At 69.7% G+C, this 22,207-nt stretch carries 19 protein-coding genes and 1 riboswitch; of the genes, 5 read left to right on the forward strand and 14 right to left on the reverse strand.

What is annotated here, in order from left to right:
• Window positions 1-13: 13 nt before the first annotated feature.
• Entirely contained in the window at window positions 14-823 is an 810-nt protein-coding gene (locus ACOEQ2_RS13345; RefSeq protein ID WP_419728462.1) for a transglutaminase-like domain-containing protein, read from the reverse strand.
• Between the two features lie 93 nt (window positions 824-916).
• Window positions 917-1,951, reverse strand: a complete 1,035-nt coding sequence (locus tag ACOEQ2_RS13350) for a transglutaminase family protein (protein ID WP_419728463.1) — start codon at window positions 1,949-1,951, stop codon at window positions 917-919.
• A gap of 176 nt (window positions 1,952-2,127) precedes the next feature.
• Here ACOEQ2_RS13350 and ACOEQ2_RS13355 point away from each other — a divergent pair, with 176 nt between their 5' ends.
• The 5 genes from ACOEQ2_RS13355 to ACOEQ2_RS13375 are packed head-to-tail and all read left to right on the forward strand — an operon-like array spanning window position 2,128 to window position 5,991.
• Window positions 2,128-2,901 carry an N-formylglutamate amidohydrolase gene (locus ACOEQ2_RS13355; protein ID WP_419731224.1) on the forward strand — a complete coding sequence of 258 codons (774 nt, stop codon included), beginning with the start codon at window positions 2,128-2,130 and terminating at the stop codon, window positions 2,899-2,901.
• The gene (locus ACOEQ2_RS13360; RefSeq protein ID WP_419728464.1) at window positions 2,898-3,773 is read left to right on the forward strand and encodes a shikimate dehydrogenase; all 876 of its coding nucleotides are present in this window, start codon (window positions 2,898-2,900) and stop codon (window positions 3,771-3,773) included. Before ACOEQ2_RS13355 ends, ACOEQ2_RS13360 begins: the two co-directional genes overlap by 4 nt.
• On the forward strand, window positions 3,773-4,414 hold the full coding sequence (gene coaE / locus ACOEQ2_RS13365; protein WP_419728465.1) for a dephospho-CoA kinase: 642 nt from the start codon (window positions 3,773-3,775) through the stop codon (window positions 4,412-4,414). The genes ACOEQ2_RS13360 and coaE overlap by 1 nt, the downstream gene beginning before the upstream one ends.
• Window positions 4,411-5,088 (forward strand): DNA polymerase III subunit epsilon, encoded by a 678-nt coding sequence (dnaQ, locus tag ACOEQ2_RS13370; protein ID WP_419728466.1) that lies wholly within the window; start codon window positions 4,411-4,413, stop codon window positions 5,086-5,088. The genes coaE and dnaQ overlap by 4 nt, the downstream gene beginning before the upstream one ends.
• A 12-nt stretch (window positions 5,089-5,100) precedes the next feature.
• Complete coding sequence (locus ACOEQ2_RS13375) at window positions 5,101-5,991, forward strand: dihydrodipicolinate synthase family protein (RefSeq protein WP_419728467.1); 891 nt, start codon at window positions 5,101-5,103, stop codon at window positions 5,989-5,991.
• Window positions 5,992-6,138: 147 nt separating this feature from the next.
• Here ACOEQ2_RS13375 and ACOEQ2_RS13380 read toward each other — a convergent pair whose 3' ends face one another.
• From ACOEQ2_RS13380 to murB, 12 genes are all read right to left on the reverse strand, one after another.
• Window positions 6,139-6,465, reverse strand: coding sequence for a hypothetical protein (locus ACOEQ2_RS13380; RefSeq protein ID WP_419728468.1), 327 nt, complete (start codon window positions 6,463-6,465; stop codon window positions 6,139-6,141).
• 87 nt (window positions 6,466-6,552) lie between these two features.
• Window positions 6,553-8,661, reverse strand: a complete 2,109-nt coding sequence (ligA, locus tag ACOEQ2_RS13385; protein ID WP_419728469.1) for an NAD-dependent DNA ligase LigA — start codon at window positions 8,659-8,661, stop codon at window positions 6,553-6,555.
• The gene (gene recN, locus ACOEQ2_RS13390) at window positions 8,661-10,394 is read right to left on the reverse strand and encodes a DNA repair protein RecN (RefSeq protein WP_419728470.1); all 1,734 of its coding nucleotides are present in this window, start codon (window positions 10,392-10,394) and stop codon (window positions 8,661-8,663) included. Before recN ends, ligA begins: the two co-directional genes overlap by 1 nt.
• Before the next feature lie 54 nt (window positions 10,395-10,448).
• Complete coding sequence (locus ACOEQ2_RS13395) at window positions 10,449-11,333, reverse strand: outer membrane protein assembly factor BamD (protein ID WP_419728471.1); 885 nt, start codon at window positions 11,331-11,333, stop codon at window positions 10,449-10,451.
• A gap of 79 nt (window positions 11,334-11,412) precedes the next feature.
• Window positions 11,413-12,408, reverse strand: a complete 996-nt coding sequence (gene lpxC, locus ACOEQ2_RS13400; RefSeq protein ID WP_419728472.1) for a UDP-3-O-acyl-N-acetylglucosamine deacetylase — start codon at window positions 12,406-12,408, stop codon at window positions 11,413-11,415.
• Between the two features lie 183 nt (window positions 12,409-12,591).
• Window positions 12,592-13,653 carry a HoxN/HupN/NixA family nickel/cobalt transporter gene (locus ACOEQ2_RS13405; RefSeq protein WP_419728473.1) on the reverse strand — a complete coding sequence of 354 codons (1,062 nt, stop codon included), beginning with the start codon at window positions 13,651-13,653 and terminating at the stop codon, window positions 12,592-12,594.
• A gap of 37 nt (window positions 13,654-13,690) precedes the next feature.
• A riboswitch (cobalamin riboswitch) is annotated at window positions 13,691-13,939 on the reverse strand.
• Between the two features lie 94 nt (window positions 13,940-14,033).
• On the reverse strand, window positions 14,034-16,019 hold the full coding sequence (locus ACOEQ2_RS13410) for a methyl-accepting chemotaxis protein (RefSeq protein WP_419728474.1): 1,986 nt from the start codon (window positions 16,017-16,019) through the stop codon (window positions 14,034-14,036).
• Window positions 16,020-16,183: 164 nt separating this feature from the next.
• Window positions 16,184-17,782 (reverse strand): cell division protein FtsZ, encoded by a 1,599-nt coding sequence (ftsZ, locus tag ACOEQ2_RS13415; protein ID WP_419728475.1) that lies wholly within the window; start codon window positions 17,780-17,782, stop codon window positions 16,184-16,186.
• Between the two features lie 87 nt (window positions 17,783-17,869).
• On the reverse strand, window positions 17,870-19,279 hold the full coding sequence (gene ftsA / locus ACOEQ2_RS13420; RefSeq protein WP_419728476.1) for a cell division protein FtsA: 1,410 nt from the start codon (window positions 19,277-19,279) through the stop codon (window positions 17,870-17,872).
• Entirely contained in the window at window positions 19,276-20,301 is a 1,026-nt protein-coding gene (locus tag ACOEQ2_RS13425; RefSeq protein WP_419728477.1) for a cell division protein FtsQ/DivIB, read from the reverse strand. The genes ftsA and ACOEQ2_RS13425 overlap by 4 nt, the downstream gene beginning before the upstream one ends.
• Window positions 20,289-21,260 carry a D-alanine--D-alanine ligase gene (locus tag ACOEQ2_RS13430; RefSeq protein WP_419728478.1) on the reverse strand — a complete coding sequence of 324 codons (972 nt, stop codon included), beginning with the start codon at window positions 21,258-21,260 and terminating at the stop codon, window positions 20,289-20,291. Before ACOEQ2_RS13430 ends, ACOEQ2_RS13425 begins: the two co-directional genes overlap by 13 nt.
• Complete coding sequence (murB, locus tag ACOEQ2_RS13435) at window positions 21,257-22,192, reverse strand: UDP-N-acetylmuramate dehydrogenase (protein ID WP_419731225.1); 936 nt, start codon at window positions 22,190-22,192, stop codon at window positions 21,257-21,259. The genes ACOEQ2_RS13430 and murB overlap by 4 nt, the downstream gene beginning before the upstream one ends.
• Between the last annotated feature and the right edge of the window lie 15 nt (window positions 22,193-22,207).

Here is a 22,207-nt window from a genome sequence, read left to right on the forward strand (position 1 = left end):
AGGTGCCGACCGTTCAGCTTTCCTGCTGGTAGGTGATGACCTCGAAGCCGGCCAGCCAGGCGCTGCCGAACGCGGTGGAGATGGCGACGTCGGTGGCGTCCCGGCCGCGCGCCATCAGGATCCGGCCGATGCGCCGGCGGTTGTGGCGCGCATCGAACGTGTACCACTTGCCGCCGAGATAGACGTCGAACCAGGCGCTGAAATCCATCGGGTCCTCGACCGGCGGCACCCCGATATCGCCGAGATAGCCGGTGCAGTAGCGTGCCGGGATGTTCATGCAGCGGCACAGCGTCACCGCCAGATGGGCGAAATCCCGGCAGACGCCGCGGCGCTCGATGAAGCCCTCGTAGGCCGTGCGGGTGGCGCGCGCGTGCTCGTAGCCGAAGCTGATGCGGTCATGCACGTATTCGACGATCGCCTGCACGCGCGCCCAGCCCGGCGTGATGTGCCCGAACAGCGACCAGGCGGTGTCGGACAGCCGGTCGGTCTCGCAGTACCGGCTGCCGAGCAGATACACCAGGACCTCGTCCGGCAGCTCCTCGACAGGCAGCTGCTGCGCGTCCGGCGCATGCAGGTCAGGCTCGCCGCTGTCGGCGATGGTGAACTGGTCGGTGATGCGCAGCAGCCCAGGCGGCGCCAGGACGCGGGTGCACACGTTGCCGAAAGCGTCGCGGTAGTGATGCGCCGGGATCGGCGGATCGAACATCATCTGCGGTTGTGTCTGCAGGTCCGGTTCCCGCTCGGGATGGATGCTCAACATCAGTAGCAGGGGCGTCGGATTCGGGGCATTGAAGGCAATGTCGTATCCGGCGCGGATCAGCATCGGCTTCCCTCTTTTCTTCCAGGGCGGCCGTCCTGACGACGGCCGATGAGTTGAACGGTCGTGACGATCGACCTCGACGCTGGACCGGCCCCGTCAGCCGGCCTGAGCCGCGGAACGATCGAGGCTGGGCCGGGTTCCGCCGCCGCCGGACGACTCCCGCGAGGAGATCTGAACGATGTCGGCCCGGCTTCGGACCCGGAAGGCCTCTCCATCAGGGGTATCGCCGTCGCGATCGGTCTCGGCGGACCCCTCCTGATCGCGCCGCCCGACCGAGACGGACACCTTCATGCCGATGCTGTCGGCGGGAAACCCGGTCCAGGTTCCGGCCAGCGGCACTGCCTGGTGCCAATCGCGCACCGAGGCCACGCGGATCAGGTCGCGGCTGCCGACGATGCCGTTGGTGGGATCGAACTCGGTCCAGCCGCAACCGGGCAGATAGACTTCCACCCAGGCATGCGTCGACCCGCCGCCGATGCGTGCGATCCCGTCGGATCCGGGTGAATACACGTAGCCCGACACGAATCGGGCTGCCATGCCCAGGGCGCGGACGGCCTCCATCATCAGCACCGCGTAGTCCCGGCAGGTGCCGTTGCGCAGCGCCAGGGTCCGTGCCGGCTCCTGCACGCCCTCCTCGTAGCGGGCCGAGTAGGTGAAGCCGCGACGGATCTCCTGGGTGATATCGACCAGCAGATCGAGGGTATTTCCGGTCGGGTGGTTCTGCAGGAAGCTGCGCGCCCAGGCATCGACGGTATGCTCGGAATCCTCGTAATGCCGCTCCCTGACCCTGGCGAGGTCGGCGGTGTCGTCCTTGTCGTAGGTGAACGGCCAGGACCGGGCATAGGGAGCGAGCCGCTCGGCGCTGGGCGTGGTGGGCGTGTGGTGGATCACCAGCCGGTTCTCGAAGGTGAGCTCGCGGGCACGGCCGGCGAAGCGGGCGAGGGTGACGGTGTTGCCGAAGGCGTCCGGGATCGACCGCAGCTCGATCGGCTTGGGCGTGATCTCGAGCTCCCAGGACAGCAGCCTCTGGTCAGCGGAATCGCGCGGCCGGAACAGCATCCGGTGCTCGCCAAAGCCGACGACGCGACGGTAGCTGTAGGTGGTGACGTGATTGACAGTCAGAACCGGCATTCGCCGTCCTTCCGAGCTTCCTGGGTGCAGCCGCTATCAGGCTATCATCGAGTCTGTTGACGCTTCATGAACAGGGTTGGTCACGAACAGCGTCAGGCAATCCAACGCCGGGAGCAAGAAATGCAGCAAGAGTTGTTCCACTCGTGAACGAGAAAGCCACACCAGGCGCCGCCGCCCTGCTGCGCGAGGCGGATCCGGCGCCGGTCCGCGTGCTGCGCACCGACGCCGACTCGGAATTCCTGCTGGTGGTCGACCATGCCGGACGGGCGGTGCCCACAGCCCTGGGACGACTCGGCCTGCCGGATGCCGAATTCGAGCGTCACATCGCCTGGGACATCGGGGCCCTCGGCGTGGCGGAGGATCTGTCCGCGCGGCTCGACGCCACCACCATCATGCAGGCCTATTCGCGCCTGGTGATCGATTGCAACCGCCGCCCCGGCCACGCGACCTCGATCGCGCCGCGCAGCGACGGCACCAGCATTCCGGGCAACCTGGAGCTGGACGACGCTGCCCGCATGGCCCGCCGCGACGAGATCTTCACGCCGTACCAGGACACCATCGCCCGCCACATCGACGCGCGCCTGCAGGCCGGCCGGCCGCCGGTGCTGGTCGCCGTGCACAGCTTCACGCCCTCGATGTCGGGGCGGGTGCGGCCCTGGCATGCGGGTGTGCTGCACAACCACGACCCCCGGCTGGGGCTGGCGCTGCTGGCGCTGCTCGAGGCGGAGGGCGATCTGGTGGTGGGCGACAACGAGCCGTACGCGCTGTCCGACCTCGACGACTACACAGTGCCGGTGCATGGCGAGCAGCGCGGGCTGCTTTGCGTCGAGCTCGAGATCAGGCAGGACCTGATCGCCGAACCGGATGGCCAGATCGCCTGGGCAGAGCGCCTGGCCCGGCTGCTGCCGCTGGCCCTGGCGCGCTGCCGGAGTGCCGGGAGCCCCGCATGACGTCACGCGGCCTTCGCGGCACCACGCGGCTGGCGGGCCTGGTCGGCTGGCCGGTGGCGCATTCCCGCTCGCCGCGGCTGCATAACGAGTGGCTGCGTCGCTACGGCATCGACGGCGCCTACGTGCCGCTGCCGGTGCCTCCGGGCCGGCTCGAGGTGGCATTGCGTGGACTGCAGGCGAGCGGGTTCGCCGGCGTGAACGTCACCATACCGCACAAGCTCGAGGCATTCCGGCTGAGCGACGTGCTGTCGGATGCGGCACGGCGCTGCGGTTCGGTGAACACGCTGCGGTTCGCGCCGGACGGCAGCATCGTCGGCGACAGCAGTGACGGGCAGGGGTTCGTCGACAGCGTCCGCGCCGCCGGTGTCGATCCGTCGCGCGGTCCGGCGCTGGTGCTCGGCGCCGGCGGTGCGGCCCGGGCGATCGCCGCCGCGTTGCAGGCCGCTCGCGTGCAGGTGCATCTCGCCAACCGCACCCGCGCGCGTGCCGAGGAACTGGCGGAGCTGCTGGCGGAGGGCGGCGACGGGCCATCGCCGCGCGTGCTGGACTGGGGCGACCGGGAGGCGGCGCTCGGCGACCAGGCACTGCTGGTCAACACCACATCGATCGGCATGACAGGCGCGTCCGAAGCGAGATCGCCGTGCCGGCTCGACCAGGCACCAACAGGCCTGGTGGTGTGCGACATCGTCTATGCGCCGCGGGTCACGCCACTGCTCGCCGAGGCAGGAGCGCGCGGGCTGCGCACGGTCGAGGGGCTCGGCATGCTGCTGCACCAGGCGCGAGCCGGCTTTGCCGACTGGTTCGGGGTCGATCCGGCGGTCGATGCCGCGTTGTTCGATCTTGTCGGCAACGACGAGGGTGGCACCGGCTGATGCGTATCCTCGGCCTGACCGGCGGCATCGGCATGGGCAAGTCGACCGCGGCGTCGGCGCTGCGTCGGGCCGGGCTGCCGATCTTCGACGCCGATGCGACGGTGCATGCGCTGCAGGCCCCCGGCGGCCGGGCGGTCGCGGCGATCGGCCGGCTGATTCCGGCCACGGTCCGGGATGGGCGTATCGACCGGGCGGCCCTGCGTCGTGCGGTGATCGCCGACGACGCGCTGATGCTGCGGCTCGAGCGCATCATCCACCCGATGGTCCGCGCCGAACAGAAGCGCTTCCTGGCGCGGATGCGACGGGCCGGTCACGCGTGGGCGGTGCTCGACATCCCGCTGCTGTTCGAGCGTGGCGGCGACCGGCTGTGCGACCTGGTGCTGGTGGTGTCGGCGCCGCAAGCGCTGCAGATGGGGCGGGTGCGGCGGCGGCGGCGGGGGATGAGCCCGGCCGAGGCGGAATCGCTGATCGCCCGGCAGATGCCCGACATCGAGAAGCGCCGCCGCGCCGACGTGGTGATCAAGACCGGGCTGTCGCGCGCCCACAGCCTCAGGCAGATACGTCGCCTGCTGGTGCGTCTGCGCGCGCCGGCCGGAGTCGGCATCCGTGGCCGGCGACATCACCGGAGATCCAGGCCATGAAGCGGGCGATCCTGTTCGACACCGAGACCACCGGGCTGGATCCGCTGACCGGCGACCGGGTGATCGAGATCGCCGCCCTGGAGCTCGTCGGCGACCTGCCGACCGGGCGGCACTACCACGTGCTGATCGATCCGGAGCGCGACATCCCGGAAGAGGCCTCGCGCGTGCACGGCTACACGCGCGCGCACCTGATCGGACAGAAGAAGTTCCACGAGGTGGCGGAAGCGTTCCTGGCGTTTATCGGCGACGACGTGCTGATCGCGCACAACGCGCCGTTCGATTTCGGCTTCATCAACGCGGAGTTCGCGCGGCTGGACATGCCGTCGCTGCATCCAGCCCGCATGCTCGACACGCTCGACATGGCGCGCACGCGGTTTCCGGGTCTGCCGAACAGCCTGGACTCGCTGTGCCGGCGGTTCGGCATCGATCTCAGCGAGCGCACCACCCACAACGCGCTGCTCGATTGTCGTTTGCTGGCGCAGGTCTATGTCGAACTGATGGGCGGACGGCAGCGCGGGTTCGAGCTGGCGCGGGACGAGGGTGGGCTGTCGGCGGTGTCGTATGCGCTCTCGCAGGCGCGGGTTCCACGTCCGATCGTGCCGTCGGCGGAGGCGCTTGAGGCGCATGCGGCGTTCGTTGCCAAACTGAAAGAGCCGGTCTGGCTGATGCAATAGGAGAGCCGGACGTTGAAGACGATCACCGGACTTTCCGCATTTCCGATCACTCCGGTCGACGAGGCAGGGGTCGTCGATACCGAGACGCTGCAGCGTCTGCTGGCGCGCCTCGTTGCGGCCGGTGTCGACTCGATCGGGTTGCTGGGCAGCACCGGCTCCTACGCCTATCTCACGCGCGCCGAGCGGTTGCGGGCCATCGAGGCTGCCGTGGAGTGTGTTGCGGGGCGGGTTCCGCTGCTGGTCGGCATCGGCGCGTTGCGCACCGACGAGGCGTCGGAGTTGGCACGCGACGCGCTCCGTGCGGACGTGCAGATGGGGCTTCTGGCACCGGTGTCCTACGTGCCGCTGCAGGAGCACGAGGTCTTCGAGCATTTCCAGGCGGTCTCCGAAGTCGGGCTGCCGCTCTGCATCTACAATAATCCAGGCACCACGCATTTCAGCTTCACGCCGGAGCTCGTCGGTCGCCTGGCCGAGTTGCCGAATATCGTCGCCGTCAAGAATCCTGCGCCGGGTGTCGGCGAAATCGGTGACCTGCATGCCGACCTGCTTGCCCGGGTGCCATCCGACTTCTCCCTCGGCTACAGCGTCGACTGGCACGCCGGCCAGGCGCTGCTGGCGGGTGGCGATGCCTGGTACAGCGCTCTCGCCGGCCTGTATCCGGATATCGCCCTGCGTCTCACGCGCGCGGCGCAGGGCGGTCGGACTGAAGAGGTTGCTCAGTTGAACCGGCAGCTCGAGCCGGTCTGGCGGCTGTTCCGCGCCTACAGCAGCTATCGCGTCATGCACCTTGCGGCGTCACGCGAAGGCTTCGGCGAGGCGCAGCCCATCCGGCCGGTGCTCCCCCTGGCCGACGAGGCCGCACGGGACGTCGAGACTGTGCTGGAACGGTCGGGACTGACCTGAAGGCCGGCGGGTCGAGGACGCCCTGCTCGACAGGCGCCCTGGACAGCTTCATCCGCAGTGTCGCCGCTTGTCACCACGGGTGCGAATTCGCGATGATGTCGACGGGTCTCCTGGCGGCTCCGCGAGAACCTCGACACGACTATCCGGCTATTCCGGCTGCATCGTTTCCTGTCGCCGGGTATCGAGCCATTTTGGATGGCGGTGCTCGATCCAGGCGAGCAGGCGGCCGGTCAGGCGGCGGAGCCAGGGAATATCCTCGGCGAGCAGCACGACGCCGAGCGGCAGCATCCAGAGCCCGAACACCGGCAGGATCGCCAGGAAGCCACCGGCGATCAGCAGCAGGCCGGCCGGCACCCTGGCCCAGACATGCGACGGCGCCCGCAACCACTCGATCCAGCCGCCCATGCGCGTCGGCAGCCTGGCGATCAGCAGGTGCAGCCGACGCTCGCGGGCCGCGTCCTCCGTTTCCGCCATGCGCGTCACTCCGATCAGTTCGTTCAGGCTTTGAACGGCCTGATCAGCCGCGCTGTTGCGTGTCAAAGGACGACACGCACGGAAGGCCTATTCCGCAACACCCGCGAGCTCGCGCCAGCCGGCTTCGTCGAGAGTGGCGATCCCCAGTGCTGCGGCCTTTTTCGCTTTCGAGCCGGCGTCGGTGCCGAGTACCACCAGGTCGGTCTTCTGGCTGACGCTGTCGGTCACCTTGGCGCCCAGCCGCTCCGCCATCGCCTTGGCTTCCGGCCGGGTCATGGTGGTGAGCGTGCCGGTGAATACGATGGTCTTGCCGGCAAGGGCCGCGCTCTCGGGCGCTACCTCGTCCTCGATCGTAAGCAGGCCTGCAAGTTCATCGAGAGCCGCGCGGTTGTGCGCCTCGGCGAAGAACGTCGCCAGCTCGTCGGCGATTGCCGTGCCGACCCGCGAGATGCTGCCGAGCGCCAGCCGTTCGTCCGAGCCCACCGTCGTGGCGGCCTGCATCTGCTCCCGCCAGGCCGCGTACGAGCCGTAATGGCGCGCCAGCAGCCGGGCGTTGGTCTCGCCGATCCGGCGGATGCCGAGACCGAAAATGAAACGCGCCAGCGGGATCGTTCGCGCGGCTTCGATCGCCCGCATCAGCCGGTTGATCGAGGTTTCCTTCCAACCCTCGCGGCCCTCGAGATCCTCTGGCCGCAGCCGGAAGATGTCGGCGGGCGTACGGATCAGGCCGGCCTCGTGGAACTCCTGGATCGATTTGTCGCCGAGCCCGTCTATGTCGAAGGCCGGCCGTGACACCAGGTGGATCAGCCGCTCGACCGTCTGTGCCGGACAGACCAGGCCGCCGGTGCAGCGGACCACCACCTCGCCCTCCGCCCGCACTGCCTTGGAGCCACAGGCCGGGCAGTGGTCCGGGAACACGTACGGCTCGCCGCGCTCGACACCCTCTTCCGGCACGCGGCCGAGGATCTGCGGGATCACGTCGCCGGCGCGCTGCAGCTGCACCCGGTCGCCCGGCCGCACATCCTTCCGCGCGATCTCATCGGCATTGTGCAGCGTCGCGCGGGTGACCAGCACGCCGCCGACATTGACCGGCTCCAGCACCGCCACCGGGGTCAGCGCGCCGGTGCGGCCGACCTGGATGCGGATCTCCTCGAGCCGGGTGATCGCCTGCTCGGCGGGAAATTTCCAGGCCACCGCCCAGCGTGGTGCGCGGCCGACGAAGCCGAGCCGTTCCTGCAACCCCAGATCGTCGATCTTATAGACCACGCCGTCGATGTCGTACTCCAGCGACGAGCGCTGCAATGCGAGGTCGGCCTGGAACCGCTCGGCCGCCTCGGCACTCTCGAGCACCTGTGAGAGCGGGTTCACGCTGAAGCCCCAGCCGCGCAGACGGTCCAGATAATCGGAATGGGTGTCCGCAACCGGCTCGCTGGACCGACCCTGCGCGTAGGCGAACAGCGACAGCGGGCGGGCGGCGGTGACGCTGGCGTCGAGCTGGCGCAGCGCGCCGGCGGCGGCGTTGCGCGGGTTGGCGAACAGGCGCTGGCCGGCTTCCGCCTGGTGCTGGTTCAGGGCCAGGAAGTCGGCCTTGCGCAGGAACACCTCACCGCGGATCTCGATCAGCCCCGGAGCGTCGCCGGAAAGCCGCTCGGGCAGTCCGCGCAGCGTGCGCAGGTTCTCGGTCACGTCCTCACCGGTGGTGCCGTCGCCGCGCGTGGCGCCGCCGATGAAGCGTCCGTCCTGGTAGGTCAGGCTGATCGACAGTCCGTCGATCTTCGGCTCGGCAACGAAGCGCAGCCTGGTATCGGCTTCGTCCTTGAGGCCCAGGAAGCGCCGGGCGCGGGCAGCGAAGGCCTCGAATTCCGCCCGGTCGAACACGTTGTCGAGCGACAGCATCGGCACCAGATGGGCGTGCTTGGCGAAGCCGCCCTCGGGTGCGGCACCCACCCTGGCGGACGGCGTGTCCGCCCGGACCAGGTCCGGGAAGCGTCGCTCGATCGCCTCGTTTCGACGCACCAGCGCATCGTATTCGGCATCGTCGACTTCCGGTGCGTCGCCGCCATGGTAGGCGCGACCAAGCCGGGCCAGCAGGGCGGCGAGGCGGGCCAGTTCTGCCGCAGCCTCGGTCTCGTTGAGCTCGTCCGGCCCAATCGAAGCCGGATCGCGGGCATCCGGGGTAGCCGCCTTGCGCGCCATCAGGCGATCCCGAGCAGGCTGTCGGCGGCCTTGCGCGCGGCCTCGGTAATGGTCTCGCCGGCCAGCATGCGGGCGATCTCCTCCCGTCGTGCTTGGCCGTCGAGCGGCTCGGCGCGAGTCTCGGTGCGCTCGCGGGTGACCGACTTGGCGATCCGCAGATGGTTGTCGCCGCGCGCCGCGACCTGCGGGCTGTGCGTCACCACCAGTACCTGCACGTCATCCGCCACACGCGCCAGCCGCTCGCCGATCGAGGCCGCGGTGGCGCCGCCGACCCCGGAATCGACCTCGTCGAACACCAGCGTCGGGATCAGCGAACGGCCGGCCAGCACCACCTTGAGCGCCAGCATCAGCCGTGACAGCTCGCCACCGGACGCGACGCGCGCCAGCGGACCGGGCGGCTGCCCGGGATTGGCGGCGATCAGGAAGGCGGCCTGCTCCATGCCGCGGGCGGTCCAGGTCTCGGGCGCCAGCGGCTCGAGCGACACGATGAAGCGCGCGCGCTCCAGCCGCAGCGGCTTGAGCTCGGCCATCACCGCGGTCTCCAGCCGCTTCGAGGCCGTCCCACGTGCGGCGGTCAGTGCCGCACCCTCGGTCTCGAATGCCGCGCGCGCTTCCGCGACCGCCCGTTCCAGCGCCTCGATCCGAGCGTTGCCGGTCTCCAGCGCTTCCAGCCGAGAGCGCAGGGTCGTCAGCAGGCCGGGCAATTCCACCACCGCAACGCCATGCTTGCGCGCACTCGCCCGCAGCGCGAACAGCCGTTCCTCGGTCTGCTCGAGGAGCCTGGGGTCGGCCTCCTGGTCGGCGCTCAGCCTGGACAGCAGGCCCTCCGCATCGGCGAGCGCCGATTCCGCCTGGTCGAGGGCGTCGAGTGCGGCCTGTGCACGTGCCTGGGCGGTGTCGGGATGGGCCGGCTTGCTCGTGCCGGCCGATGGATCCGCCGTGCCGGCCGGAAGCAGCCTTTGCAGCGCGCGGCTGGCGGCACGCAATGCGGCGGCCGGACCACCACTGCGACGATCCCGCGGCGTCAGCTCGGCCAGGGCGGCGGCGATCGCCTCGGCGCGACGCTCACCCTGCTGCAACCCCTGGCGCGTGGCGGCGAGCTGGTTCTCCTCGTCCTCCTGCGGCGACAGGGTGGCGAGGTCCTGCACCGACTGCCGCAGCCAGTCCTCCTCGCGCGCCGCTTCCTCGATGCGGTGGCGCGCCTGGGCGAGCTCGGTGCGGGCGAGGCTCCAGGCGCGATGCCGACCGGCCACCGCCTGGCGCAGCGCCGGTTTCACCCCGAAGGCGTCGAGCAGCTCGAGATGGGTCGCCTGGTCGGCCAACCCCATCTGCTCGTGCTGGCCCTGGATCTCGACCAGCAGCGCGCCGGCCCGCCGGAGCAACGCCACGCCCACCGGCTGGTCGTTCACGTAGGCGCGCGAGCGGCCGTCTCGGGTGACGATCCGGCGTAGCACGATCGGCTCGCCCGGCTCATGGCCGATGCCCTGCTCGCCCAGGAGGTCGTGCAGCGGATGATCCGGCGCCATGTCGAAGCAGGCGGTCACGCTGGCCTGCTCGGCACCGGCGCGCACCAGCCCGGTGGCGGCTCGCTCGCCGAGCGCCAGCCCGAGGCTGTCGAGCAGGATCGACTTGCCGGCACCGGTCTCGCCGGTCAGCACCGTGAGGCCCTTGTGCAGCAGCAGATCCAGCTTCTCGATCAGCACCACGTCGCGGATCGAGAGTTGGGTCAGCATGGCGGAGAGATGGTCGTCCCGGCGGTCAGATCGAGGGGGCCAGCCGAGCGATCGTCAGAAGACGCGGTCGAAGAAGCCACGGTGCGGCGCGGCGGGCAGGCTGGCCGGCTGGCCCGGTGCGCTGACCGACGCGTCGAGAGCTCCGGCGTTGCGCAGGTCGGCGTAGCTGGCCTGGTACCAGACGCTGCCCGGGTAGTTGTAGCCGAGCACGGAAGCGGTCTTGCGCGCCTGGTCGGTGAGGCCGAGCTTCAGGTAGATCTCGACCAGCCGTTCCAATGCCTCGGCGGCGTGGTTGGTGGTCTGGAAATCCTGCACGACGCGCTGGTAGCGGTTGATCGCCGACTCGTAATAATGCTGCTGCTCATAATACCGGCCCACGAGCATCTCCTTGCCGGCGAGATGATCGCGGCAGAGGTCGATCTTGAGGCGGGCATCGCGGGCGTAGGCGGTGTCGGGGAAGCGGGTCACCACGTCCTGCAGCGCGTTCATCGCCTGCACGGTGCCCTGCTGGTCGCGCTGGATGTCGGCGATCTGCTCGTAATAGCACAACGCGCGCAGGTAGTACGCGTAGGCCGCGTCGCCGCTGGTCGGATGCAGCTGCAGGAAGCGGTCGACCTGCGACACGGCGTCGGAATACTGGTCCTGCAGGTAGTACGCGTAGCCCTCCATGAGCTGCGCGTTCGCGGTGTAGCCCGAGTACGGGAAGTTCTGCTGGATGTTCTCGAACTGGGTCACGGCGAGCTTGTAGCGGCCGCCATGCAGCGCATCGATGCCGTTGTTGTACAGCGCCTCCGGGGTCTGCGGCACGTTCTCGGCGTGCGGAGCCGGCTTGGAGTCGGAGAACGGGTTCAGGCTATCCAGCGTGCTGCAGCCGCCCAGCAGGGAGAACAGCAGCGGGATCGAGACCAGCCGGGAGACATGCAACGTGTGGGACGACATAGACCTGCCGGCGCTATAGTGGGGGACCGCCTTATATCACGCGGCCGATCCGGGAGAAGCCGTTCCCGGCAGCCTGGTGTCAAGCCGCCGCCTGCTCGAGGTGAGCGGAGCCGGACAGGCGCCAGGCGCTGCGATCGGCCAGAAGCGCCCGCAGCAGCCGGTTGTTGAGCCCGTGACCCGAGCAATGGCCGATGAAGACCCCGCGCAACGGATGCCCGGCCAAAGCCAGGTCGCCGATCGCGTCCAGCATCTTGTGGCGCACGAATTCGTCCGGCCGACGCAATCCGGCCGGGTTGAGCACGCTCCCGCCATCGACCACGACGGCGTTGTCCAGGCTGCCACCGCGAGCCAACCCGGCCTGTCGCAACGCCTCAATCTCGCTCCGCAGGGTGAAGGTGCGGCAGTCGGCGAGTTCGTTACGGAAGCCCTGCTCGCTGAGCCGCATGGTGTAGGCCTGGCAGCCGATCGCCGGGGCCTCGAAGGCGATCGACAACGACAGTGACAGCCCGGCGCCGTGTGATGGCCGCAACTCGGCGAATGCCCCTTCGTGCTCGACACGGACGGACTTGAGCACTTCGATCACGCCACGCGGCGCGGACTGCTCGACCCGGCCTGCGCAATCGATCAGGAACACGAACGGCGCGCTGCTGCCGTCCAGCACCGGCACTTCCGGGCCATCCAGCTCGACCAGCACATTGTCGATCCCGCAGGCGGAAAGCGCTGCCATGAGATGCTCGACCGTCGCGACGCGCGCCTCCGGGCAAGAACCAGGCGCGACGACGGTGCAGAGGCGCGTATCGATCACGGAGTCGTAGCCGGCCGGAAACGTCTGACCAAGGTCGGTGCGGCAGAACAAGACGCCAGCATCCTCGGCCGCCGGGCGAAGGGTGAGCGTCACCGGCTGGCCGGAGTGGAGCCCGACCCCGGTGCAGGAGATCGCGTTGCCGAGCGTGTGCTGCCGGGCAGCCCTGGAGCGGAGCGGGAAGCTCGAGACAACCGGGCCCGCATCGATCTCTGACAGGTATTCCGGCTCACGGACGATTTCGCCGACCAGACCGGAGGACATGCCATCCATTGATTAACCCCTGTAGCGCGCCGGTGTGAGACGCTCGAAAAGCAACGATGTCCCAACGATGGCTCTAGGCGGTTTGCCGCATCGGCCGCCAGTCAATCATTATTGCCGAGTATTTCGACGCAAACCATTGATTTTGAATGATGATTCTGACGGCGGCCGCGGATTTCGCGCTCCTGATCCGGATCAGAGGCTGCCGGAGAGCTCGATGCTGTCCAATCCCTTGTAGCGGTAGATCACGATCGAACCGACCCAGGCGGCGATGAAGACGCCGATGATGATGAAGCCGAGACCGTTGAAATTCTCGTTCAGGGAGCCGACCGCGTTCCAGAACCAGCCGGTCAGGCTGAGCTGGTCGCCGATCAGTCCGAGCGCCTCGATGCCGCCGATCAGGATCGCCACGATGACCGACACCAGGGTGATGGTGAGGTTGTAGTACAGCTTCCGGATCGGCTTGATGAAGGCCCAGTTATAGGCGCCCAGCATCAGCACGCCGTCGGTGGTGTCGATCAGCGACATGCCGGCGGCGAACAGCGCCGGGAACACCATGATCGACCAGATCGACACGCCCTGTGCAGCCTGCGTTGCGGAGATGCCCAGCAGCGCCACCTCGGTCGCGGTGTCGAAGCCGAGGCCGAACAGGACACCCAGCGGATACATGTGCCAGCTGGTGGTCACCAGCCTGAAGAGCGGGCGGAACAGCCGCGCCAGCACGCCGCGATTGTTGAGCAGGAGGTCGAAATCCTCATCCACGTAGCGGCCGCCGGCCCGGACATGGCGATAGGTGCGCCACACCGACCGCAGGATGACCAGGTTGGCGGCGGCGATCACGAACAGGAACAGCGCCGAAACGAGGGTGCCGACGACGCCGCCGACGCTCTTGAACTGCTGCAGGTGGCTGCTCATCAGCGTCGCGGTGGCGGCCACCCCGGCGGCCGCCAGGACCACCACCGTCGAGTGGCCCATGGCGAAAAAGAATCCGACGCTGACCGGCCGCTTGCCCTCCTGCATCAGCTTGCGGGTGACGTTGTCGATCGCCGCGATGTGGTCGGCATCGACGGCATGCCGGAGCCCGAAGCCATAGGCCAGCAGCGCCGTGCCGAGCATCAACGGGTGCTGGCGGAACACGATCAGCGCCCACAGCCAGGCCGCGACGTTGGCGGTGATGAGGAGGCTGTAGATCCCGATCAGGGGCACGCGCAGGCTGTGCGCGCGCTCGTCGAAGATGCGTCCGAGGAATGCCGGCATCGTCTGCTCCAGCCTCCGATGCACCCCGCCCGGCGGCGATCGATCGTCCGACGACGGCAGGTCTCCTGGCTCGCGGCTCGAGCATTGCCGGTCCTGCCTTCCCGAACCCCGGCCGGGGCTCAGTGGCCTGTCACATCGCGTCAAGCGGGGTGGCAGACGGACCGGAAACTTGCCGCTGACAGTTGCGGGGGCAGCCGCCGACTTGCCTCCGGACGATCTGTCCAGCCAAGGCGCACGGCGTTCCCTTTTCACCCGCTCGCACGGGACCATCGACCGGTCACGCTTGACCCATCCGGCCCCGACCGGCAAGCGGATTTAGCGTGAACGCCCGGTTGTCGCAGCCTGGTCCGGGCGCGCGGCTTCGCAGCCAGGCTGTCGTATCAGGCGGCGCGCACAGCCTGCGTGAAGTGCCCGATGGTCGCCGCAAGGGAGGCCGCACGGAGCCTCATGTCGCTGGCGGATGCGAGCACCTGGCTGGCTGCCGCACCGGTTGCGGAGGCGGCCTGATCGACGTCGGTCACGGCGGTGCTGACGATCGCGGTATCCCGCGCGGCGGTCTGGATGGTGCCGGCGATCTCGTGTGCCGCAGCGCTCTGCTCCTCGACGGCGAGGGTCATCGAGCTCGAGATGCTGCTGACCTCCTCGACCACGAGCCCGATGCTGGCGATCGCCGCGACGGCCTCCTGGGTGGCCTTCTGGATGCGCTCGATATGCTTGCCGACATCTGCGGTCGCCGAGGTGGTGCTGTTGGCCAGCAGCTTCACTTCGCCTGCAACCACCGCGAAGCCCTTGCCCGCTTCGCCGGCCCGGGCGGCTTCGATGGTCGCGTTCAACGCCAGCAGCTTGGTCTGCGAGGCGATGCCGTCGACCACCCTCACCACGACGCCGATCGCGTCGGCCGCCTCGGCCAGGGAGTGCACGATGGTGTCGGTGCGCCGGACATCCTCGGCTGCGGCTCCAGCAGCCTTCGCGGTCATTCGGGTCTGTCGCGAGAGCTCACTCGTTGACGCACTCAGTTGCTCAGCCGCCGCGGCGACCGTCCGGGCTCCCAGCGAGGCGCTGTCGGCGGAACGCGCGACCAATCGGGTCTGACCGCTCGTGCGTTCCGCGGACAACGTCATCGACGTCGCCGCCGCTTCGAGCTCGCCGGATGCTGCGGCCAGCACGGACGTCATGTCGGCAGCCTCGGTCTCGAAGCTCTGGATGAGCTGCTCGAGACCAGCCGCTCGACACGCCTTGGCCTCTCGGTCGGCAAGCTCGGCTGTCGCCAGAGCATCGGCCTCGAGCATGTTGTTCCTGAACACCTGCACGGCCCGGGCCATGCTGCCCACTTCGTCGCGTCGCCCGAGCCCGCCGACAATCGCCGTGAGATCGCGCTCTGCCAGCCTGCGCATGGTTTCGGTCAGGGCGCGCAACGGCCCGACGACGCCGCGCTGGACGACCACGAGCACATAGGCAACCGCGGCCATGAACAACGTGAGGGCGATCCCTGCGCTGGACAGCTCCGTCCGGCGGAAGCCGGCGATCCGCGCCTTCAGCAGATGCTCGACCTCGACGGCAGTGGCGGCACTCGCCGTCGTCACCGCCTCCAGCGCCGGCAGCGTGACGAGAGGGGCTCCGGCGAGACCGGCATGGTCACCGAGTGACGTCAGGAATACCGTCGATGTCGCGACCACGTCTGCAATCGTGGGTCGCATGACAGGGTCGACCGTCTTGTCCGGGTTGCCGACTGCAGCGCTCTCGAGATCGCCGGTCAAGGCGTCGAGGATCGGCCGGAGCGATCCGGTCTGCACGCCGATATCCACCTTGCTGTCGACTGCGTCCTGGTGGCCGGCATGGCTCGTGACGGCGTTCGCCACGGAGGCGATACCGGCAACGATGCTCGGCAACTTCACCGTCAGGATGTCCTGGCTGTAGAAGCTGTCGAGGTCGGGATCCAGGGTCAGGTTGGAGCCGTCGGCGGCCTTGCCGATCAGATCCGCCGCCGCTTGGACTGCAGCACCCCGATCCGTTCCGGCGAGCGCCTTCAGAAGTGCTGCGGTGGATGCGGCCGTGCCCAATCCCGCACCACGCGCAGTCTCGTTGGCACTCGCCTGCGGGGCCAGTCCGTTCATGTCCGCATCACGGACCAGCGCATCCTGCAAGGCGCGAACGTCACCGACGAAGCGGACGCCGGCGATCTCCTTGCGGGCGAATGCGATGCTGGTCTGACGGTCGGAGAGCGTCTGGTAGCCGAGATAGCCGATCGGCAGCAGGAACAGGGCATAGGCGATCGCCAGCTTGGCAGAGATGCTGAGATCAAGACGCGGTCGGGTGGCACCGGACGCAGCCCGGCCGATCGTTCGGTGGTCGCTGGACGCCGGCATGTTCCCGTTAATCCCGTCAGGAAATGATCACCCGTCCACCATGCGCCTGAAGTCTTAAGCAATCGTTTCCGCGGCGGCGGATGCGAAGAGGGCTCCGGAGCATGTGCTGCCCCGGAGCCCTGTAATCCCCGATCGGCGCGGCCGGGATCGTCCCGGCCGGCGGCTCAGCTGGACTGGCGGCGCAGGAAGGCCGGAATGTCGAGCCCGACTTCCTCACCGGCGGCCGGACGCACCGTGGCCGACGGGGTCGCTTCGGTCACGGTCGGCTCGGACCGCGTCGGAGTGCCTTGTGCCGGCTGGGCGGAGCGGCCGCGCAGGGCTCCCGTGACGATCCCGAACAGGCTGCGCGACGGTGCCGGTGCCGCGGGCTCGACCGCATTGCGCGGCGGCTCGGAGAACAACCCGGCGCGCGGCGAGGCCGGCCGCGCATTCGGCAGCTGGTGCGGGAGGGCGTGCGCGGACGGCGCCTGGGCCCCTGCCTCGACCGCGTAATGCGGCGCGGACGGACGCAGTGCGCCGATGCTGGTCGGCGCCGGCGAGGGTGCCGCATGCAACGACTGCATCATCGTGGGTGCTGCAGGCGCCGGTGCTGCGGCCGCAGCCTCGGCGAAACCATGTGCGGCCTGTGCGCTGGCCATGCCGCTCGGCTGGTTCAGCACGGGTGCCCCGATCGGCCCGGTATGGACCGGCTGATGCCCGCCGGTCTGCACTTCCGGCTGCGAAACCGCATGCAGCGGCACCGCACCACCGGCGCCGACCGCAACCAGGCGCGGGCGCTCGGCATGGGCCATCGGGGTGTCGATGCCGGTGGCCACCACGGACACCCGGACGCGGCCGGACAGGTTCTCGTCGATCGCCGAGCCGAAGATGATGTTGGCGTCCTCGGCGACCTCCTCGCGGATGCGGTTCGCCGCCTGGTCGACCTCGAACAGCGTCATGTCGTCGCCGCCGGTGATGTTGATCAGCAGGCCGCGGGCGCCAGCCATCGAGGTGTCCTCGAGCAGCGGGTTGGAGATCGCGGCCTCGGCGGCCCGGATCGCGCGGTTCTCGCCGTCTGCCTCGCCGGTGCCCATCATCGCCTTGCCCATCTCGGCCATGACGGTGCGGATGTCGGCGAAGTCGAGGTTCACCAGGCCGGGTGCGACCATCAGGTCGGTGACACCGCGCACGCCCATGTACAGGACGTGGTCGGCCATCTTGAAGGCCTCCTTCCAGCCGGTGCGCTCATTGGCCAGGCGGAACAGGTTCTGGTTCGGGATGACGATCAGCGTGTCGACATACTGCTGCAGCTCGGTGATGCCGGCGTCGGCCGCCTTGGAGCGGCGAATACCCTCGAAGGTGAACGGCTTGGTCACCACGCCGACGGTCAGGATGCCGCGCTCGCGGGCCATCCGGGCGATCACCGGAGCCGCACCGGTGCCGGTGCCGCCACCCATGCCGGCGGTGATGAAGATCATGTGCGCGCCGTCCATGTGACGGGCGAGCTCGTCGGCGGCCTCCTCCGCGGCGGCGCGGCCGATCTCCGGCTTGGCACCGGCGCCCAGGCCCTGCGTCAGGTGTGGCCCGAGCTGCACGCGGCGGTCGGCGCGGCTGTGGGTCAGCTGCTGCGCGTCGGTGTTGGCAACCACGAACTCCACGCCGGCGAGCTGCAGCTGGATCATGTTGTCGACGGCGTTGGTGCCGCCGCCGCCGACGCCGATCACGGTGATCCGGGGGGTGAAATCAGCGTAGGTCTGCTGCGGAATCGTCAGGTTCAAGGTCATGCTAGCGGTCTCCCCGGGTTCTGGAGGCTGGGTAGGCGGCCGCCGTCGGCCACCCGGTATGCAGGATCGGCACGATTCGCGTCATGCTCAGACACGCTCCCGCAGAAACTCGACGAGGCGTCGCACCAGGCCTGGCGGTCGCGGCTCGTTGAAATCGATGTCGTGCAAAGTCCGCCCGGCGCCGGCGGCCCAGGCGAGCAGCCCCACCGCCGTCGCAAAGCCGGGCCCGGTGGCGTTGTCGGGCAGGCCGCGGACGTTGATCGGCCGGCCGAGCCGCACCTGACGGTTCAGGATGCGCGCCGCCATCGGCGTGATCCCGTCGAGCTGGCTGGCGCCGCCGGTGAGCACCACGCGTCCGGCGGCAGCGCGACCGAGGCCGGCGCCTTCGAGCCGGTCGCGCACCAGCTCGAAGGTCTCCTCCAGGCGCGGCCGGATCACGCTGACGATCCGGCTCCGGGCCATGCGGGTGAACTGGTGCTCGTCCTCGCCGATCAGCTGCACGTTGAGCATCTCGCGCTCGTCGTCGGAGCTGCATTCGGCGTTGCCGTAGATCACCTTCAGCCGCTCGGCGCTGCCCAGGGGCGTCGAGATCATGCCGGCGATGTCCTTGGTCACGTGCAGGCCGCCGACCGGCAGCTGCGAGGTGTGCAGGATCTGGCCCTCGGCGAACACCGCCATCGAGGTGGTGCCGCCGCCCATGTCGACCACGGTGGCACCGAGCTCGCGCTCGTCCTCGACCAGCACGGACAGGCCGGAGGCGAGGGGGGCGGCGACCAGCTCGGTGATGTCGAGGTCGCAGCGCGCCAGCACGGCCGACAGGTTGCGCAGGCTCATCGAGGAGGCGTCGATCACATGCAGCCGGGCGGCCAGCTGCTCGCAATGGTGGCCGCGCGGGTCCTCGACACCGGTGGTCTCGTCGACGGAGAAGTTGAGCGGCAGCGCGTGGATGACGTCGCGGCCCTCGGAGGCGGCACGGTTGCGGCCCTCGTTCACCACGCGGCGGATGTCGGCGTCACTCACGACCCGGCCGCCGACCGGCCATCGCACGTTGAACAGCCGGCTCTCCGGCTGGCCGCAGGACAGGTTCACGGTGACGCTGCGCAGGTGGTGGTCGGCCTGGCTCTCGGCCTGTCCGACCGCGGCACGGATGGCGCGCTCGGCTTCGGCCAGGTCGGTGATGCCGCCGAGGCGCACACCACGCGAACGTTGCCAGCCGCAGCCCATGACCTTGAGCGTACCGTCGCTGTCCCCGCGACCGATCAGGCAGGTGATCTTGGTGGTGCCGATATCGAGCACGCCGAACACGCCAGGGCGGTACTGCCGCTTGCGAGAGGTCTGTGCGGTGTCGGGCGGCGGCAGTGCGAGCATCCGCGACTGCTCGGGGGCAGGTGCGGCCAGCAGCGGCAACGACGGGTCGGTGCGCGCCTCGACACGGGGCGTGCCGCGCGCGCCGCGGGGCCGGGTGCCGCGTGCAGGCGGGCGAACGAGCTCGTTCATGCGGGCCTCCTGGCGGTATCGGTGCGGGTGCCGTCGGGCTGCAACTGCCCTCCGGCCTGGCCGGTCACCTGGTTGCCGACCTGGCCGGTGCCGCGATTATCCGGGATCGGCTTGGCCGCGGGTGCACCGGGCACGCCGGGTGTGTCATCCGGGTTGGTGCCGCCAGTTGCCGCGTCGCCCGGCTCCGGGGCCGGCGCCGGACGGGGACGCACGACCAGGCGGTCGGACAGGCGCATGTCGATCGCCAGCAGCGGACGCACCAGCAGTTGCTGGCTCGCCTGCAACTGGGCGAGGCGGTGCAGGGCGGCCGGCTCCTCGCCTTCGGGCAGCAGCACGTCGCAGCCGTTGCGCAGCGTCAGGTTCCACCGGCGCTGGCCAACCCGGACCGCGGCGACCACATGCGCGTGCACCAGGGGCTCTGAGTCCAGCGCGTTGATCAGCGCTTCCGCCGCAGCGGGGGCGCCGACGCCCACCACCAGCGGCAGCTCGGCGAAGGCTTCCGCGTCCTTGCCGTTCATGCCCTGGTCGGCGACCACCTGGCCCTTGCGGTCGATCAGCACGAAGCGGCCCTGGTTCTGCCAGACCGCGAACGGGCGCCGCTCGGTCAGTTGCACGACGAGGGTGCCGGGCAGGCGGCGCTCGACGGTCGCGTGCTCGACGAAGCTCAGCGTGTCGATGCGCTTGCGGGCCTCCTCGACGGAGAAGCCCAGGATGTCGTCGCCAACCTTGGCACCCAGCGCCTGCATCAGCTGCGGCTCCGGCGTCATGTCGCGGCCGATCACCGTGATGGTGGCGATCCGCAGCGCCGCCTTCTGGCCGAATTCGGCCCGCAGCGGGGCGAAGGTGGCCTCGTTGCGCATCAGGTGGGCCAGGTGCAGGCCGCCGCCAGCCACGCCCACCAGCAGCGCCGCGAAGAACACCGGCCGCACCAGGCGACGCTGCCTGCGGGCAAAGATGCCGAAGCGCGACGGCCGGTCCATCAGCCCGCCGGCCTGGGTGGGGGTGGCCCTCACGCGCGGCATGCGGCGTTCTCCACCATCCAGGCGCACATCTCGGCGTAGGAGATGCCGCGATAGGCAGCCTGCTCGGGCAGCAGCGAGGTCGGCGTCAGCCCGGGCTGGGTGTTGACCTCGAGCAGCACCAGCCGGCCGGGCGCGTTGCGGCCGTGTGCGGTGTCGTCGTAGCGGAAGTCGGTGCGGGATGCGCCGCGGCAGCCCAGCGCGTCATGTGCGGCGACGGCGATCGCCAGCGCCTGGGCGAAGGCGTCGGGATGGATGTCGGCCGGCAACACGTGCTGCGAGCCGCCCGCGGCGTACTTGGCGTCATAATCGTAGAAGCCGTGCGCCACCGACGGGTTCGGGGTGATGTCGGTGACGGTCAGCGCGCCGGGGGCGCCGGGGCCGGTGCCCATGACGCCGACGGTGATCTCGCGCCCGGGGATGAACTCCTCGACCAGCGCCAGTGGCCCGTAGCGCCATCCGGCCAGGATTTCGCTGCGGTGGTTCGAGCCCTCGCGGATGATGCCGACGCCCACCGACGAGCCCTCGTTCAGCGGCTTGATGACGTAGGGGAGAGGCAGCGGATCGGCCTCGGCGAACTGCTCGATCGGGATCACCCGGCCGGGCGCGATCGGCAGGCCGGCGGCGGCGAACACCGCGCGGGCGGCCTCCTTGTCCATCGCCACGGCGGAGGCGCGGATGCCGGAGTGGGTGTACGGGATGCCCATCCAGTCGAGCACGCCCTGGATCGCGCCGTCCTCGCCGAAGCGACCGTGCAGCGCGTTGAACACCACGTCGGGGCGGTCTTGCGTCAGAGCGGCCACCAGGCTTGCAAGGTCGGGGCCGGCATCGATGGCCCGCACGTCGTAGCCCGTCTCGCGCAACGCCTGCAGCACGCCGCGGGCAGAGCTCAGGCTGACCTCCCGCTCACTGGAGATGCCGCCCATCAGCACGGCGACCTTGTTGGCGGTCCGGGCGCTCATGCGGGCACCCCGGCGAGGCGGCCGGGCACGCCGATGCGCTTGATTTCCCAGTGCAGGTCGATGCCGGAGCTGTCGGCGACGCGGCGACAGACCTCCTCGCCCAGCGCCTCGATGTCGGCGGCGGTCGCATCGGCGGTGTTCAGCAGGAAGTTGCAGTGCTTCTCGCTGACCTGGGCGCCACCGACCCGCAGGCCGCGGCACCCGGCCTGGTCGACCAGCTGCCAGGCCTTGAGCGGCGACTGTGCCGGGTCCGGATTGCGGAAGGTGGAGCCGCCGGTGCGGGCGCGGGTCGGCTGCGAGGCCTCGCGGGCGGCACGGATCTCGGCAATGCGGGCGCGCGGGATCGCCGGATCGGCCGGCTCGCCGCGCAACCGGACCCGCACCACCACAGCACCTTCGGGCAGGCTCGAGCGGCGATACCCCAGCCCCAGCGCCTCGACCGGCAGCCGCAGGAACTCGCCCGAGCGGTTCACGATCTCGGCCCAGTCCAGCACGTCGGTGATTTCCGCACCGTATGCGCCGGCATTCATCGCCACCGCGCCACCGATCGAGCCGGGGATACCGGCCAGGAACTCGAGCCCGCGCAGGCCGGCGGCGGCGGCATGCTCGGCCACCGTCATGTCGAGACAGGCCGCGCCGCACACCACGCCGTCGGCCTCCACCACGATCTCGGAGAAGCCGCGCGCCAGGCGAATCACCACGCCGGGCAGGCCGCCGTCGCGGATGATCAGGTTGGACGCCTTGCCGAGAGTGATGACCGGAAGTTCCGGAGGCAGCTTGCTCAGGAACCCCGAAAGGTCATCCGCATCGGCCGGACGCAGCAGCGCTTCCGCCGGGCCGCCGACGCCGAACCAGGTCTGCGCGCCGAGCCCGACCGCGAACTCCAGCCGGCCGCGCACCGGCGGCAGCATCGCGCCGAGGCCGGTCGTCATGGCGCTGCTGAGGGT

This window comes from Lichenicola sp., from assembly GCF_965198575.1.
Taxonomy (GTDB): domain Bacteria; phylum Pseudomonadota; class Alphaproteobacteria; order Acetobacterales; family Acetobacteraceae; genus Lichenicola.

Excerpts from the sequence above, each read along its gene's own strand:
- lpxC (WP_419728472.1), bottom strand. The coding sequence starts at position 12,408 with ATGGATGGCATGTCCTCCGGTCTGGTCGGCGAAATCGTCCGTGAGCCG.
- ACOEQ2_RS13405 (WP_419728473.1), bottom strand. The coding sequence starts at position 13,653 with ATGCCGGCATTCCTCGGACGCATCTTCGACGAGCGCGCGCACAGCCTG.
- ACOEQ2_RS13395 (WP_419728471.1), bottom strand. The coding sequence starts at position 11,333 with ATGTCGTCCCACACGTTGCATGTCTCCCGGCTGGTCTCGATCCCGCTG.
- ACOEQ2_RS13410 (WP_419728474.1), bottom strand. The coding sequence starts at position 16,019 with ATGCCGGCGTCCAGCGACCACCGAACGATCGGCCGGGCTGCGTCCGGT.
- ligA (WP_419728469.1), bottom strand. The coding sequence starts at position 8,661 with ATGGCGCGCAAGGCGGCTACCCCGGATGCCCGCGATCCGGCTTCGATT.
- ACOEQ2_RS13345 (WP_419728462.1), bottom strand. The coding sequence starts at position 823 with ATGCTGATCCGCGCCGGATACGACATTGCCTTCAATGCCCCGAATCCG.
- ACOEQ2_RS13360 (WP_419728464.1), top strand. The coding sequence starts at position 2,898 with ATGACGTCACGCGGCCTTCGCGGCACCACGCGGCTGGCGGGCCTGGTC.
- murB (WP_419731225.1), bottom strand. The coding sequence starts at position 22,192 with ATGACGACCGGCCTCGGCGCGATGCTGCCGCCGGTGCGCGGCCGGCTG.
- coaE (WP_419728465.1), top strand. The coding sequence starts at position 3,773 with ATGCGTATCCTCGGCCTGACCGGCGGCATCGGCATGGGCAAGTCGACC.
- ftsA (WP_419728476.1), bottom strand. The coding sequence starts at position 19,279 with ATGAACGAGCTCGTTCGCCCGCCTGCACGCGGCACCCGGCCCCGCGGC.
- dnaQ (WP_419728466.1), top strand. The coding sequence starts at position 4,411 with ATGAAGCGGGCGATCCTGTTCGACACCGAGACCACCGGGCTGGATCCG.
- ACOEQ2_RS13430 (WP_419728478.1), bottom strand. The coding sequence starts at position 21,260 with ATGAGCGCCCGGACCGCCAACAAGGTCGCCGTGCTGATGGGCGGCATC.
- ACOEQ2_RS13425 (WP_419728477.1), bottom strand. The coding sequence starts at position 20,301 with ATGCCGCGCGTGAGGGCCACCCCCACCCAGGCCGGCGGGCTGATGGAC.
- ftsZ (WP_419728475.1), bottom strand. The coding sequence starts at position 17,782 with ATGACCTTGAACCTGACGATTCCGCAGCAGACCTACGCTGATTTCACC.
- ACOEQ2_RS13350 (WP_419728463.1), bottom strand. The coding sequence starts at position 1,951 with ATGCCGGTTCTGACTGTCAATCACGTCACCACCTACAGCTACCGTCGC.
- recN (WP_419728470.1), bottom strand. The coding sequence starts at position 10,394 with ATGCTGACCCAACTCTCGATCCGCGACGTGGTGCTGATCGAGAAGCTG.
- ACOEQ2_RS13380 (WP_419728468.1), bottom strand. The coding sequence starts at position 6,465 with ATGGCGGAAACGGAGGACGCGGCCCGCGAGCGTCGGCTGCACCTGCTG.